The organism is Exiguobacterium sp. s57 (assembly GCF_018617685.1).
GTDB classification, from domain to species: domain Bacteria; phylum Bacillota; class Bacilli; order Exiguobacteriales; family Exiguobacteriaceae; genus Exiguobacterium; species Exiguobacterium marinum.
Map to the genome: position 1 here is coordinate 360844 of NZ_JACSKR010000002.1, position 14784 is coordinate 375627.

Below are 14784 nucleotides of genomic sequence, written 5' to 3' on the forward strand. Positions count from 1 at the left end.
AGAGGCTTCTTTCCTAAGTGCTACGCAACTTGGTAGACACGCTTGTACGACCAGTTCAATTCCACACACAATCAGAATCAGACTTCATGTAGCCGATAGACCTCACGTACAGCGAGAAGCTCTCCGGCTTCATCACGATACGCCTGATAGTGCGACGAATGGATATGGTGATTGAGTGCATTTTCATCCTCGTACTTTTCATAGAAGACAAACGTACCTGGCGCATCAATTGCCTCGTGAAGAACGTACGCGAGACACCCTTCTTCCGCTCGTGACGGTGGAATCACACGGTTCAACGCATCACGTAACGCCTCTTCTTTTCCGGGATGGGCTTTCAAGATTGCGGTAATGACGATTTCCATACAGTATTCCTCCTTAGATAATGGACCTGACTTTCTGTTCCCGAATCTACCGCAATCTATCCCAAAAAACGGATATCTCATCATACGAGACATCCGTTTCTGCTTATGACTTTTTCTTTGACCGGAACGGCCACCAGACACCATCGCCAAACGAAATCGTAATGGCTGGAATTAAAAGTGGTAACACAATCAACCCGTATAATAATAACCCGGTGATGACAATCGTCGCAATCTGGACGAGACTGAGCACACCTGACGGAATCATCGCGCCGAACGTCCCGGCGAGGATGACCGCGGCAGTCATAATGACGGTACCCATCTTCGTCATCGAATAGATGAGCGCCTCACGGACCGCCTTCCCATTGATCGTCTCTTCCCGGAATCGATCTAACAGGAAGATGGAGTAGTCAATCCCAAGGGCAATCAACATGACGAAGCCAAAGAACGGAACGGCCCAGCTAATCCCGTCATAGCCAAGTCCTTCTACAAAGATCAGCTCTGTGATCGCCGCTGACGTATAGTACGTCAAGAGAAGCGAAGCAATCATATAGAGTGGCATGATCATCGAGCGGAACAGTGCTGTCAAGACGATGAACAATGTCACCAGCATGATCGCTACCGTTCGATTGAAATCATTCGTCGATGTTTCATTTAAATCGCTATTGATGCTCGAGATACCGGCATATCCGATGGTCGCATCCGCATACGGTGTCCCCGTCACGGCACGATTCATTGTCTCTTTGATTGTCTCGACGGTATCAATCGCTTCTGGCGAATACGGGTCCATCTCTAAGACGACCTCGAGCTGAGTCGCCATTCCTTCATCGAAGACATAGCGTTCGATGGCAGGTGAGAACTCATCCGATGTGAGTGTCCCTTCCGGAAGATATACGCCTGTCTCCCGAAGCGCATCTGCTTCACTCAACTGTTGTAAGAACGAAACGGCTTCGCCGAGACCAGACTCAATTTGCCCTAGCCCGTCGTTCGCTTCGCCAACGCCTGTGGCAAGTTGTCCCAATCCGGTGCTGAGTTCACCAACCTGAGAACCTTGTGCATTCAATGCGGACGCTGCTTCGTTGATTCCTGACTCGATTTGTGTGAGCCCTGCTGACACTTGGCCGAGCTGTCCGACTGCGGCCGGGATGTTTTGAGTCGCTGTCAATCCTTGTCCAATGAGACCAAGTTGACCATTTAACTGATTCAACCCAGCTGCTGCTTCTGCAAGTGGCGCCCCAGCATTGGCTGAACCACTTGGCAATTGTCCGACGACCGCGTTTAGCCCCTGCTCAATCTCATCTAATCCAGTTTGGACATCACCGAGACCCCTCTGTGCTTCAGTCAAGCCTTCACTGACTTCGCCGAGTTGCGTGTCCACATAAAAATCGTCGATCACTTCACCAGTCGGACGTGTGAGCGCACGAACACCGCTCACCCCATCAACTTTTTCAAGTTCGCTTGCGAACATTTCAATGTATGGGACTTCTGATTCTGTAATGGCTTGATCTTGTTTCAAAATGACCTGTACCGGAAGAGATTCCCCTTGACCAAACCCTTCAGAAATCAAATTCAGTCCACGAACCGAATCGTACCCGTCTCCAATCTCATCGACCGTATTGAACGAACGGGCATCGTCATACGTGAATAGGACCGGCACCGTAATCAATCCAACGACCAAAATCGATACGAACGGGCGATTGACTGACAATCGACTCAATCCAGCCCAGAGCTTGCTGTCATGATGTTCGCTCGCCTTTTTCGACGGCCAAAACAGTCGCTGTTTGAGCGTCGCCATAAAGAACGGGACGACCGTGAAGAGAATCAGCAGCAACACCGCAATCCCGACCGCAACGGCGACAGCTGATTTAAAGATCGGAAAATCTGCAAATCCGATGGCAGCGAAACCGACGAATACCGCGAGCCCACTAATCAAGACCGTCCGTCCTGCCGTCTTGTACGTATTGACGATTGCGTCTTCGATGGCACGCCCCTCACTCAGCTCCTCTTTGTAACGGCTAAGAAGTAGAATACAATAGTCTGTCCCAATCCCGAACAAGATGGCGACAAGGAAGATTTGTGTGTAGTTGGATACCGGGAACCCAAACCAATCCACGAAGAACGCGACAAAGGATTGACTTAATAGATACGTGAAGCCGACCGCGATAAGCGGGATAAACGGGGTCACGATGGAACGGAAGACGAGAAGAAGTAATCCAAAAATCAACACGACTGTGATGATTTCTGTCTTTTTCAATCCTTCCTGTGCACTTAGGTTCACATCATTGTTAATGATTTCTTCCCCTGTGATATATACTGTTTCCTCTTGCGGAAGCACGTTTTCACGGACATCATCGGCAAACGCATTGATTTCTTCCGTCGTACCTTCTACCGTGATTGGGACGAGGACGATGCGTCCGTCTTCTGAGACAAGCTGTGCCTCTGTCTCCTCGTTTTCGAACGGGTCGAGAACATCGGTCACGACCGTTTCGTTTTGTTTAAGTTCTTCGATGACACGCGCGACATCTGTTCGCTCTGTCTCACCAATCGACTCGAACTCGTAGACGAGCGAGATGGTCTTGTCACTCTTTCCGGCTTCATCTAAAATCGCTTGTGCGCGTTGTGAGTCCATGTCGTCCGCAAGTTGGAAACTCCCTGCCTCTTCTGCTTGTTTCGTTAAGTTAGGTGCTGCGACAAATAATGCTGCCGTCAATACGATGAGGGATATGAAGATTCCCCAACGCCATTGAATGATTTTATGCACGTGTTATTCCTCCCCGATTCGGAGCAATTGTTTTATTTTTCGGAACGTCCGAACAAACTGCTCAATTTCAATTTCGTCTACTTCTCCATCGATGAGGGATTCCACATATCGATAGACGGCACCGTCTACTTCTTCGACGAGCCGTTTTCCTCCTGGGGTCAATTCAATCAATCGTTCGCGCTGATCTTGTCCTCGTCGACTCGTGACGAGTTCTTTTTCTACGAGCTTTTTGAGCCGATTCGAGACCGCGCTTTTATGAACGCCTTGTTTTTGTGCCAATTGCCCAGCAGGAGTTGGTCCAAATTGATCGAGTAGCTTCAACAACTGTATTTGTTCACGAGAATAGTCTCGCCATACATCGCCTTCCATCGCTTCGATGACATGTTCTGTCCCGTGGAACATCACTTCTTCAAACAACTGCACCGCTTCACGCATCAATGCTTTCATTATAGTTTACCCCCTAAACTAGATGATTATAGTTTATGCCCTAAACTAAGTGACGTCAAATAAAAAGACCGATAAGGAATTTCCTTATCGATCCATATTTTTTTCGATCGCTTCTGCCACACGTAACCCAGACAGATAGGCGCTTTCGAATCGCGTTCGTCCAGATGGGTCATCGGACTCAAGGAAGACATCCCCTGCTAAATAGATCGGATGATGGCTTACTTGATAAAACGGTTCATGCCACACGTCCTTCGCTTGCGCGTAACGCCAACGTTTCAATTGTCGTGTTTGGATGCCGATGTCACCAACCTCCTCACGCACCAATCGTTCAACCTCTATGAGCGTCTCCGTTTCCGGGTGTTCAAACCAGTCTTCACTCCACGTCTCTTCCATATAGACACTAACGAGTGATGTCCCAGAGATTCCTTTTTGCCGATTATTGATAATTTTTAATACACCGGGTACCAGGTCTTGATCGAGAATCCCATCTGTCCCGATCTGTACATCACCTGTGCATTCAAAGAGACCGACGAACGTCGGCGCATACACGAGTCGCTGGAGTGAGGGCTCGATCTGGTCGACCAAACTTCCGAGTAATTCGAATGACTGCGGAAGTGGTGCAGTCATCACGACTCGATCGTATGAACGTGTCGTCACGTCTGTCTTAATCGTGACGGTTCCGTCTTCTTCCACCTGAACGTTCTCTACCCGTTCATTCAATTGTACGATCAAACCTTCGGCCAGCCGCTTCGCGAGTGCATTCATACCGCCAATCGCGACGTAACGAGGATAAGGATCGGCATACCAGACACGCACCCAGTTCGCACTCATCCACGACTGCACCTCTCGTTCGAGCGCATCTCCACGTACCGTGAAATATACCGCTCCGTGGTCCGCCCGCCCGTCACCGATTCGACGCGTTGCCAAACGTCCCCCGACGCTTCGGCTCTTTTCAATCAGTTCAACAGTATGACCTCGACGCACGAGTTCACGCGCTGCGACGATCCCGCTCAGACCGGCCCCGATAATTCCAATCTTCATTCCGCATTCCCCTTTCTCTTCATGAAGATTGTAGCACGTTCATTTAACTCAACCTCTGCTTGATATGCTTCAAGCTGGCTTGTTCCACTGTTCATCGTAAGCCCGACGCGAGTCTTCATACATGACAGCGAAGCGCGCAACGACAAATGGCCGGACTAAAATCGTCGCTATAGAAAGGGATAACGCAGAAAGTAATACAGAATCGACGACCACGAACAACGTGAAGCCGGTCACGTAAATCGGGATGAACGGCAAAATCAATTTGAATGCCTCCCATTTCTGACCACGCATCAATGTGCGCGACTTCGTGATTGAATCCATGACTGACAGCTCCGGCTCATCCCGTAAAATAAAATAAGTGAACGCATAGGAGAAGTACTTCATGATTCCTGGGACAATGAACAGAAGTGTCCATAGCGTCTGGAAGATAGCTAGTAAGATAACAGCAGTCACATTCTTACCAAATCGTTCTTTCATCGGTCGAAATACATCACGAAACTGCACGTCTTGTCCGCGAACGATTGAAAGGATGACCCAGTGATATCCGATGATGAGTGGGTACAGCATGAAAGATAAAACAATCGTACTTAAAAGAAATACAATCGCCTGTACGAATCGGCTTCCGCTCCATACAATGTCGGGTCGAGTATTGCGCTAAACTCTAAAATAACAGCACAAAGAAACGACCAAGCTAGCAGTAAGCTGCGTTTTCCATTGATTGCTTCATGTGTGCGCTCTGTCCATGTTTGAATCATGTTTCAAATCCCCCTTTTGATTAATTGTATATACGCAACAGAGCATGAAATCGTTTCACCGCGTGGTGCCGCTAAGTGCTTCATCTACTTGTTAGATTGCTCATTGCTAGAAGGTTCGTTCACTCACCGCAACAAAAAAGACCAAAACCCCGAAAGGTTTTGGTCTTAAATATTATTCAACCGTTACAGACTTCGCCAAGTTACGTGGCTTGTCGACATCACAGTCGCGGGCAAGTGCCGCATAGTACGAGATGAGTTGAAGCGGAAGAACCGTCACGAGTGGCGTGAGAAGCGGTTCAACACGTGGAAGAACGAATGCGTCGTTCTCGTGTTCCATACCTTCCATTGAAATCGTACATGCGATGGCACCACGCGCCACAACTTCTTTGATGTTTCCACGGATGTTGAGGTGTGTGTTCGGTTGAGACACGAGCGTGATGACCGGTGTGCCGTCTTCAATCAAGGCGATTGGACCGTGCTTCAGTTCCCCACCTGGGTATCCCTCTGCTTGGATATATGAGATCTCTTTGAGCTTCAATGCGCCTTCGAGACCGACATATGAATCCACTCCACGTCCAAGGAAGAACGCGTTACGTGATTCTTTCAAGAACTTGTCCGCCAGCTCTTCAAAAATTTCTTTTTGTGCCATGATCGAGTCCATCGTTGTCGCAACGAGTGCGAGCTCTTGCATGAGATCAAACGGGAGTTTCTTCCCGTTCGCACGAGCGATGTCGTACGCGAGAATCGCAAGGACGGCGATTTGTGCCGTGTATGCTTTCGTCGACGCGACCGCGATCTCTGGTCCTGCATGGAGGAGCATCGTCTCGTTCGCTTCACGCGAGAGTGTCGATCCTGCGACGTTTGTCAACGTGAGCGCTTTATGGCCAAGCTTTTTCACTTCGACGAGGACGGCACGGCTGTCCGCTGTCTCACCTGATTGTGAGATGAAGAGGAAGAGTGGCTTCTCTGTCAAAAGTGGCATGTTGTAACCGAATTCTGAGGCGACGTGTACTTCAGTCGGTACACCTGCAACGCGCTCGATCAATTGCTTCCCGACAAGACCAGCGTGGTAACTCGTACCACATGCGACGATATAGACACGGTCTGCTTCCGAGACGAGCTCGCGCACGCCTTCCGTGAGTTCGATGTCACCGTTCTCGTTCTGGTAATGTTGGATGATATTACGGATGACGGCCGGTTGCTCGTCCATCTCCTTCAACATGTAGTGCGCATACGTACCCTTCTCGATGTCTGACGCATCAATCTCGGCCGTATATGGTTTGCGTTCGAGCACGTCGCCGTCGAGCGTCTTGATCGTCGCCGACTCACGTGTGAGGATGACGATCTCGCCGTCGTGGAGCTCGAGATACTGGTCCGTCACCTGGAGCATCGCCATCGCGTCCGATGCGACGACGTTGAACGTGCCGTCCCCGAGTCCGACGAGGAGCGGTGACTTGTTCTTTCCGATATAGAGGCGCTCTTTGTCCTCTGAGTCGATCATCGCGATTGCGTACGAACCGTGGAGGTCAGCTAGCGTCTTGCGGAACGCCGCCTCGACATCGCCGAGCTCGACGAAGTGTTTCTCCATGAGCAAGACGATGACTTCCGTGTCTGTTTCTGAGAGGAACGGGACATCAAGCGTCTTCTTGATGAGCTCGTCATTTTCGATTACGCCGTTATGCACGAGCGTGAAGCGTCCTGTCGTGCTCTGGTGCGGGTGGGCGTTCGGTACACTCGGTACCCCGTGTGTCGCCCAACGTGTGTGGCCGATTCCAATCGTGCCGTCTACTTCTGCTGGGATGATTTCGCGTAGCGCAGCAATGCGACCGACTTCTTTGTGAACGTTGACATTATCATGCATCAACGCAAGACCTGCCGAGTCATAGCCACGGTACTCGAGTTTTTCAAGACCTTTGAGAAGGACTTCCTTCGCTCCGGTATTCCCAATCATTCCTACAATTCCACACATAAATAAATCTCCTCTATTCTTCGATTTCTCGAAAAAGGAAACGGGCTTTTTCTAAGAGCTGTCAACACACACTTCTTTGTCCGTCCGGTCACCCGGGCGTTTTAAAAGTATGCTTCTCGTCGTGACAGGCGACGAGGAGGCATCCGCCGAAATCTCGATAACCTCCAACCTCGTCAACTCCGCAGAGTTCTGGCGCTTGTTCGTACTCTTGTGTCCTTCCGTTTCCAAGGTCACGCTCTTAATAGTACAAATCACACCCCCATTCGTCAAGAAAATCCGCTGTTTTCTCGATGACAAAACGGAAACAAAAAGGGAATCCAATATTGGATTCCCTTGTGTTATTCCCGCTTTTGAGAATTTTATCCTTCTAAACCGTAATCTTCGCGAACAACTTGCGCGATTCGTTCAACATAACGGTCGCATTCTTCCGCTGTCGGTGCTTCCGCCATCACACGAACGAGAGGCTCTGTTCCCGATGCACGGACGAGAATTCGACCGTTTCCGCCCATTTCTGCTTCCGCTTCTTGAATCGTTGCCAAGACACGCTCTCCGTTCATCGCATCGTTTTTATTCGTCACACGAATATTTACGAGTTTTTGCGGATAAACAGGCATCTCAGCCGCCAATTCAGAGAGTTTGCGGCCCGTCGACTTCACGATTTCTGCCAACTGGACGCCCGATAACATCCCGTCACCTGTTGTCGAGTGATCGAGGAAAATCAAGTGACCCGATTGTTCGCCACCGAGTGTGTACTGGTGTTTTTTCATCTCTTCAACGACATAACGGTCACCGACTGCTGTCTGGAGCGCTGTCATGCCCGCTTCTTCAACAGCTTTATGGAACCCGAGGTTACTCATGACCGTCGCGACAATCGTGTTGTCTTTGAGACGCCCTTTTTCACTCAAGTATTTCCCGCAAATATACATAATTTTGTCTCCATCGACGATTTCACCGTTCTCGTCAATCGCAATCAAACGGTCCCCGTCACCATCAAAGGCAAGGCCCATGTCCGCTCCTTTTTCACGGACGAACTCTGCTAAGTGCTCAGGATGTGTCGAGCCGACACCTTCATTGATGTTTAGACCGTTCGGCGAGTTTCCGATTGTGGATACGTTCGCTTCAAGGTCAGCGAAGAGACGTGCTGCGAGCCCACTCGTTGCCCCATGTGCACAGTCGAGCGCAATGTGAAGGCCATCGAAGTCTTCTTCAACGGTTTGTTTCAACATTTGAAGGTATTTTTGTGCCCCTTCATAATAGTCCGACACGAAACCGAGATCTTTCCCAGTCGGTCGTGGGAGCGTATCTTCCGTAGCGTCTAAAATATCTTCGATTTCTTGCTCAGTCGCATCATCTAATTTAAAACCATCGCTACCGAAGAATTTGATTCCGTTGTCGGCTACCGGGTTGTGCGATGCCGAAATCATGACACCGGCTGTCGCATCTAGCGATTTTGTTAAGTACGCAACTCCAGGTGTTGAGATGACACCAAGACGCATCACTTCTGCACCGATTGAGAGAAGTCCGGCAATCAATGCACCTTCAAGCATATGTCCTGAGATGCGTGTGTCACGACCAATCAATACTTTTGGTTGTTCGCCTTCTGGCAAATGTTTCGACAACACATAGCCACCAGCACGGCCTAAACGATATGCTAATTCCGCAGTTAACTCAGAGTTCGCGACACCGCGAACTCCGTCTGTTCCAAAATATTTACCCATTAGATTAAATCCTCACTTTTGTATGATTGAACATCTTTATTGAATGGAAGATGTTTCTGTTTCTTCATCGACGCTCGTCAGTTGAACATCAATCGTCTTCGGCGAGACAACCGTCACGCCTTTTGGTACTTCGTAATCGACATCTACCGCGTGTGTCCCACCTGGTAATCCTGTCAAATCCAATGTCACGTTAACACTGTTCGATGAAATGGTCTCGAGAAGGGACCGCTTTCCGGACAGAGTGACACTGACCACATCTTGCGTTTGAATCGTATAATTGGTTCGGTCGTACCCCCGTACGTTCACTGGAACAGTCAACCGAATCCGCTCTGTCAATTCGCTCGTGTCATCTTTCGTCTCATCACTCGGACGAATCAGCACTTGAACTTCTACTTCTCTTTTGTCGAGTGACGTGGCTCCTTCAGGGAGACGGAGAGTAACATTTACTTTCTCAGACTTCTTCAAATCATCCAGTTCAATCGGCTCTGTCTCGACTCGATCGAGTTTATCGAGCACCTCTTTTGATCCAAAGACACGAACTTCTGTTTCACCTAGTAATGTATCTACTAACCTGAAGTCGTCCGACACTTCTCCGCTCGTGACGACCTCAATCGGAATCATCACACTCTCATTGTAAATCGGGACAGTCACATTGATGATATTCGGGTCGACCGACACATTCAACGGATTCCCGTTCGCATCTAAAATAGTCGGTGGAATCTCACGAGTGAATGTCTGATTTTGATTCGAGACATCCACATTTAACGTGATTTCTTTGACATTTTGAATGCGACTCGCACCGCCTGTGACTTTGATAGTCGACGGTTCGATTTCAACATCGCCAGCCACTTTCCCTTCCGGTAATTGATCTTTATTCAACAGGTTCACAGACACCGGAACTTCAATCGTTTGCTTCCGATCAATGTAAATTTCAACTGTCTCTCGATCCAATTTGACATTGACGTCTCCACCGAAACCTCGTGCCTCGACTGGGACGCGATGAAATCCGGTTCCAAGGTTGGTCAAATCGACAAACACTTGATAATCTTTCACCAGTTTGGTCATCGTTAAACTACTTGAGGGACCTTGAAGCTCAACACCCATCTCCTCAGGCACGTTGTATGCGACATACTGCACCTCATCAAAAAATACTTCGACCGGTACATCGAGCGTCATGGAACTTTGTCCAACAATCGGCAAAGCGCTAGAAGCGTTGTTCGAGGAACTGGTCTCAGCGACCATTAAGTATAAAAGGACGGCTAAAGCAAGTGCGATGAAGCGGAGAAACCACTTATGTTGTAACCACTGATCAATCACTTACTTATCCCCTCCTTTTTTGCCGAAGAACGAGAGGGTCGCCTCTTTTTCTTCGATGACGAGTTCTTGAATTAATTTATTACGAAGCGCTTCTTCATCTAACTCTCGATATAAGCGTCCTGCGATCGCGAGAGAGACAGCTCCTGTTTCTTCTGACACGGTGAGAGTGACGCTATCTGTCACTTCACTGACCCCAATGGCTGCCCGGTGTCGTGTCCCGAGGGCCTTATCGATGTGTGGACTTTCCGAGAGCGGCAAATAGCAGGCTGCTGCCGCAATCTTTCCATCTTGAATAATCATCGCACCATCATGGAGTGGTGTGTTTGGAATGAATAAGTTAATAATTAATTGGGAAGTAATATGCGAATCCATACGAATGCCCGTCTCCACATACTCGTTTAATCCCGTATCTCGTTCAATCGCAATCAACGCACCAATCCGCCGCTTTGACATATATTGCGCAGAACTGACGATGGCTTCAATCATTTGGCGTTGTTGCTCTTCATCACTTGTTCCTGTACGCCCGAATAAGTTGCTCGTCCGACCGAGGTGCTCAAGACCACGTCTCAATTCAGGCTGGAAGATGATGATAATTCCGAGAAGACCGTATGTGATCACCTGATTTAGCAAGAACTGGAGCGTCTTCAACCCGAAGAAACCACTCAAGAACCAACTGACTAGAATGATGGAGATCCCTTTAATTAATTGGACTGCTTTTGTCCCACGTACAATCATCATTAACTTATAAATGACATACGTGACGACGACGATATCTAAAACATCGTTCAAATAATCGTACCAATGTACGTTTTCTGAAAGATTTAAAAATGAGAAATATGATACTTGTTCAAGTAGCGGCAAATGCTCCCCTCCTCAACTACCTAGCTAAATCGTGCAAATTCCATTATATCATCATTTTTGTATATACGCATTGCGTCACACCAAAACGAAACGAGATTGAAACGAAAAAAGACGCCGGAAGCGTCTTTAGAAAAGTTGTTTCATGGAATACCAGATCCACTCGAACATCTGATCGATTTGTTCAAGTTCACCTGTCACTTGCCCGGCACTTGCTAAATACGCACGACCATTGACAGCTGTCGCGTCACCTTGGACGGTACCTTCAATCCGTAAATCGCCACCTTGGACGGTAATGTCTTTCTCGACAGTAACACCCGCTGGCACAATCACTTCATTCTCTGATACGACGACACCTGGTACTTTTGTATACGTCATCGTCTCCGAAGCACTACTCCATAATCCAAGTGTCGCACTAGACATCAAACTAAAGAATAGGACTGCGGCAATCAAACCTGGGTGGCGCTGTAACCAAATCATTTGTTTTGAATGTGGCTTACGCTCTTTGCGCACAGATTTGGATAACGACACAACCGTGTCAGGCCCTTTTTGCACCGGTGTTTCAGGTATAGCGGCCATCACACGGGTCGTAAAATCCGCTGATAACTTTGGACGAGGCAATGCTTTCAGTTCTGCGTCGATTCGTTCATATTGTAGATAAGACTCATATAATTCATCGTCTTCTAACAATTGACGCAATTCGTCAGATTCTTCGGGCAAAACGCCATCTTCCAAATATTGTTGTACTTTTTCTTCAGGAGTCAATTGAACCCCTCCCTATTTTGAAAGATTGTTTTTAACATTTCTCTTCCCCGGAAGATCCTTGTTTTAACTGTTGCGACCGGCATGTCAATCATCACGCTAATTTCTTTTAGCGACAAATCATCCACATATTTTAATAGTAAGGGAATGCGGTATTTGTCCGGAAGTTGTTTGATGGCTTCATGCATCTCACTTCGAATTTCGCGATGAACCACTTGGGCATCGGGTTGAGGTGCTTCATCAGCTAAGTGGTCTTGATAAGTCAAACCGTCTGTACCCGCAATTTCTGCATCCATTGAATACTCCGGTTTCCGTTTCCTCAATCGATCGATGGCAACGTTCGTCGTAATTCGATAGAGCCATGTTTTGAACTTGTATTGCGCATCATACGTATCAATTCGTGTATATGCACGTATGAATGCTTCTTGGGCAGCGTCTTCCGCTTCGCCACGATCATACAAAATTTTATAGGCGATTGCAAAGACGCCATCCTTGTATAGTTCTACCAGCTCGGCAAACGAATCGTGATTCCCCGCCCTCAATTCGTCAACCAAACGGGTGGTCAGCCGTTCCATCAATCCACTTCCCCTCTCCGCAACACATGCGGTCATTTCTATATACGTCTCACCAGTTGAATTAGTTTCATTAAAGTAAAAAAAGTTTCCACCCCCATTGTAGCAAACGGGTTTGGAAACTGTAAGGAAATCAGACGGTTTCGCCTTCCAATAACAGGTTTTCTTTAGATTTTATAATCGTTTCACACAGACGGTAGGCCAATTGAGCCGTCATGTCGTCCCGGTCTAATGCCGGATTCAATTCGACGAGCTCTACGGCAATCAAATCTTCTGCCTGCATCGCTTCTTTTAAAATCGCTTTGGCCTCGACTTCTGTTAGACCACCATCAACCGGTGTTCCTGTACCCGGAACGAGTGACGCATCGAGACTGTCCATATCAAAACTGATATAAAAACGGTCTACTCGTTCACGAAGATAGCTGAGCGCCTCTTGCATGATCACATCGACCCCACGCGTACGAACTTCTTCTACGGTAATGACTTTTATACCGAGTCGATTGATTTCGTTTATTTCTCCTTCATCGATATCACGAAGGGCAATATACACCAAATGATTTGGCGATAACTTCGAATCACGCCCACCTACTTCTGTCAGACGTATATCCCCCATCCCCATAGCTGCAGCAAGTGGCATTCCATGAATATTACCAGATGGTGAGGTATCCCCCGTATTCAAGTCAGCGTGGGCATCTACCCAAATGACACCAAATGGTCCCGTTTTTGCTAGTCCTGCGAGTGTGCCGATTGCCATACTATGATCGCCCCCAACGATCAATGGGAATCGATTCGCTCTAATTTCGCTATCTATCACTTCTGCCAATTCCGTAACAGTGTGCAATACACCATCTACCCGCTTCAAATGTTCTTCATTTTCACGAATTTCAGATTCCGGTAACACGCGTATCGTTTGTTTAACCGTCCCTGTTGGAAGAAGTTTCTCCATCCCTAGTTCGTTCAACTTCATCGGTCCTTGATCGACCCCAAGTTTCCCCTGACCATAACGAAGTGGTACATGAATATATGACCATTGCATCGCCATTCCCCCTTTATACGCTTGATAGTTAAATTGTAAACGCTATCATTCATTTGGTTCAACTCGGCACTATTATGAATAAACATGCAAAAAGGCAGCCTGAATGGTGGCAGGCTGCCTTTCTCTGTACTCTCAAGTGAATGGTTCATGGTTTTAGGCAAAAAAAAACTTAAGTCATCAATAACTTAAGAAAAAAACATATGGTGGAGCCTAGCGGGATCGAACCGCTGACCTCCTGCGTGCAAGGCAGGCGCTCTCCCAGCTGAGCTAAGGCCCCATGAATGGGTAAGAATATGGAGCGGAAGACGGGATTCGAACCCGCGACCCCGACCTTGGCAAGGTCGTATTCTACCACTGAACTACTTCCGCAAAAAATGGTGAGCCATGCAGGGCTCGAACCTGCGACCCTCTGATTAAAAGTCAGATGCTCTACCAACTGAGCTAATGGCTCAAACCTGGTGGGGGGGGGCGGATTCGAACCGCCGAACCCGAAGGAGCGGATTTACAGTCCGCCGCGTTTAGCCACTTCGCTACCCCCCCGAGGAGTGCCGGCGAAAGGATTCGAACCCTCGACCCTCTGATTACAAGTCAGATGCTCTACCAACTGAGCTACACCGGCATATATATAGGTTTGAATTAATAAATAAAGATGGTGGAGGATGACGGGATCGAACCGCCGACCCCCTGCTTGTAAGGCAGGTGCTCTCCCAGCTGAGCTAATCCTCCATATTGGTGACCCGTACGGGATTCGAACCCGTGTTACCGCCGTGAAAGGGCGGTGTCTTAACCGCTTGACCAACGGGCCTAAATTGGCTCCGCAAGTAGGATTTGAACCTACGACCTACCGGTTAACAGCCGGTTGCTCTACCACTGAGCTATTGCGGAACGATCTTGCCTGGCAACGTCCTATCCTCACAGGGGGAGATCCCCCAACTACTTTCGGCGCTGAGACGCTTAACTTCTGTGTTCGGCATGGGAACAGGTGTGGCCGTCTCGCTATCGCCACCAGACAAAATGAATATTAACACCGCGTCATACGCATGTCAATATTGTTTTAGGGCTTGTTCCCTGAAAACTGAGGATTCATCAACACAAACCATTAGACTAGATCAAAGCCTCGACCGATTAGTATCATTCAGCTCCACGTGTCACCACGCTTCCACCCATGACCTATCTACCTCATCGTCTC

13 protein-coding genes, 8 tRNA genes and 2 rRNA genes are annotated in these 14784 nt (G+C 48.3%); all 23 read right to left on the minus strand.

What is annotated here, in order from left to right:
* Positions 1-77: 77 nt before the first annotated feature.
* Positions 78-362: a putative quinol monooxygenase gene (locus KNO98_RS08280; RefSeq protein WP_026824863.1), complete on the minus strand. Its 285-nt coding sequence runs from the start codon at positions 360-362 to the stop codon at positions 78-80.
* Between the two features lie 103 nt (positions 363-465).
* Positions 466-3120 carry an MMPL family transporter gene (locus KNO98_RS08285; protein WP_214700450.1) on the minus strand — a complete coding sequence of 885 codons (2655 nt, stop codon included), beginning with the start codon at positions 3118-3120 and terminating at the stop codon, positions 466-468.
* A 3-nt stretch (positions 3121-3123) separates the two neighbouring features.
* A complete protein-coding gene (locus KNO98_RS08290) occupies positions 3124-3567 on the minus strand; it encodes a MarR family winged helix-turn-helix transcriptional regulator (RefSeq protein ID WP_034770791.1) in 444 nt (147 codons plus the stop codon).
* A gap of 84 nt (positions 3568-3651) precedes the next feature.
* The gene (locus KNO98_RS08295) at positions 3652-4608 is read right to left on the minus strand and encodes an NAD(P)/FAD-dependent oxidoreductase (RefSeq protein WP_026824860.1); all 957 of its coding nucleotides are present in this window, start codon (positions 4606-4608) and stop codon (positions 3652-3654) included.
* Positions 4609-4677: 69 nt separating this feature from the next.
* Positions 4678-5175: a DUF975 family protein gene (locus tag KNO98_RS08300; protein WP_251129992.1), complete on the minus strand. Its 498-nt coding sequence runs from the start codon at positions 5173-5175 to the stop codon at positions 4678-4680.
* A gap of 20 nt (positions 5176-5195) precedes the next feature.
* Positions 5196-5363, minus strand: a complete 168-nt coding sequence (locus KNO98_RS14705; protein ID WP_251129993.1) for a hypothetical protein — start codon at positions 5361-5363, stop codon at positions 5196-5198.
* Between the two features lie 172 nt (positions 5364-5535).
* Positions 5536-7332, minus strand: coding sequence for a glutamine--fructose-6-phosphate transaminase (isomerizing) (gene glmS, locus KNO98_RS08305; RefSeq protein WP_214700452.1), 1797 nt, complete (start codon positions 7330-7332; stop codon positions 5536-5538).
* A 359-nt stretch (positions 7333-7691) separates the two neighbouring features.
* A complete protein-coding gene (gene glmM / locus KNO98_RS08310) occupies positions 7692-9050 on the minus strand; it encodes a phosphoglucosamine mutase (protein WP_214700454.1) in 1359 nt (452 codons plus the stop codon).
* 36 nt (positions 9051-9086) lie between these two features.
* Positions 9087-10367: a CdaR family protein gene (locus KNO98_RS08315; RefSeq protein ID WP_026824857.1), complete on the minus strand. Its 1281-nt coding sequence runs from the start codon at positions 10365-10367 to the stop codon at positions 9087-9089.
* Positions 10368-11228: a diadenylate cyclase CdaA gene (cdaA, locus tag KNO98_RS08320; protein WP_026824856.1), complete on the minus strand. Its 861-nt coding sequence runs from the start codon at positions 11226-11228 to the stop codon at positions 10368-10370.
* Positions 11229-11354: 126 nt separating this feature from the next.
* On the minus strand, positions 11355-11990 hold the full coding sequence (locus KNO98_RS08325) for a hypothetical protein (protein WP_026824855.1): 636 nt from the start codon (positions 11988-11990) through the stop codon (positions 11355-11357).
* Positions 11987-12562, minus strand: a complete 576-nt coding sequence (gene sigW / locus KNO98_RS08330) for an RNA polymerase sigma factor SigW (protein WP_012727640.1) — start codon at positions 12560-12562, stop codon at positions 11987-11989. The genes KNO98_RS08325 and sigW overlap by 4 nt, the downstream gene beginning before the upstream one ends.
* A gap of 130 nt (positions 12563-12692) precedes the next feature.
* Positions 12693-13595: an arginase gene (gene rocF / locus KNO98_RS08335; RefSeq protein ID WP_034770785.1), complete on the minus strand. Its 903-nt coding sequence runs from the start codon at positions 13593-13595 to the stop codon at positions 12693-12695.
* 201 nt (positions 13596-13796) lie between these two features.
* A tRNA-Ala gene (locus KNO98_RS08340) sits at positions 13797-13872 on the minus strand.
* Positions 13873-13889: 17 nt separating this feature from the next.
* Positions 13890-13964 (minus strand) — tRNA-Gly (locus KNO98_RS08345).
* Between the two features lie 6 nt (positions 13965-13970).
* Positions 13971-14046, minus strand: a tRNA-Lys gene (locus KNO98_RS08350).
* 5 nt (positions 14047-14051) lie between these two features.
* Positions 14052-14135 (minus strand) — tRNA-Tyr (locus KNO98_RS08355).
* A 6-nt stretch (positions 14136-14141) separates the two neighbouring features.
* Positions 14142-14214, minus strand: a tRNA-Thr gene (locus KNO98_RS08360).
* Between the two features lie 31 nt (positions 14215-14245).
* Positions 14246-14321 (minus strand) — tRNA-Val (locus KNO98_RS08365).
* A 4-nt stretch (positions 14322-14325) separates the two neighbouring features.
* A tRNA-Glu gene (locus tag KNO98_RS08370) sits at positions 14326-14400 on the minus strand.
* 5 nt (positions 14401-14405) lie between these two features.
* A tRNA-Asn gene (locus KNO98_RS08375) sits at positions 14406-14480 on the minus strand.
* A gap of 8 nt (positions 14481-14488) precedes the next feature.
* A 5S ribosomal RNA gene (gene rrf, locus KNO98_RS08380) occupies positions 14489-14605 on the minus strand.
* A gap of 95 nt (positions 14606-14700) precedes the next feature.
* Positions 14701-14784 (minus strand): 23S ribosomal RNA (locus KNO98_RS08385); the annotation flags it as partial.

What these genes read in the sequence shown, in the direction of transcription:
- KNO98_RS14705 (WP_251129993.1), bottom strand. Translation starts at nt 5,363, where the DNA reads ATGATTCAAACATGGACAGAGCGCACACATGAAGCAATCAATGGAAAA.
- KNO98_RS08300 (WP_251129992.1), bottom strand. Translation starts at nt 5,175, where the DNA reads ATGCTGTACCCACTCATCATCGGATATCACTGGGTCATCCTTTCAATC.
- rocF (WP_034770785.1), bottom strand. Translation starts at nt 13,595, where the DNA reads ATGCAATGGTCATATATTCATGTACCACTTCGTTATGGTCAGGGGAAA.
- sigW (WP_012727640.1), bottom strand. Translation starts at nt 12,562, where the DNA reads ATGGAACGGCTGACCACCCGTTTGGTTGACGAATTGAGGGCGGGGAAT.
- glmM (WP_214700454.1), bottom strand. Translation starts at nt 9,050, where the DNA reads ATGGGTAAATATTTTGGAACAGACGGAGTTCGCGGTGTCGCGAACTCT.
- glmS (WP_214700452.1), bottom strand. Translation starts at nt 7,332, where the DNA reads ATGTGTGGAATTGTAGGAATGATTGGGAATACCGGAGCGAAGGAAGTC.
- KNO98_RS08280 (WP_026824863.1), bottom strand. Translation starts at nt 362, where the DNA reads ATGGAAATCGTCATTACCGCAATCTTGAAAGCCCATCCCGGAAAAGAA.
- KNO98_RS08290 (WP_034770791.1), bottom strand. Translation starts at nt 3,567, where the DNA reads ATGAAAGCATTGATGCGTGAAGCGGTGCAGTTGTTTGAAGAAGTGATG.
- KNO98_RS08295 (WP_026824860.1), bottom strand. Translation starts at nt 4,608, where the DNA reads ATGAAGATTGGAATTATCGGGGCCGGTCTGAGCGGGATCGTCGCAGCG.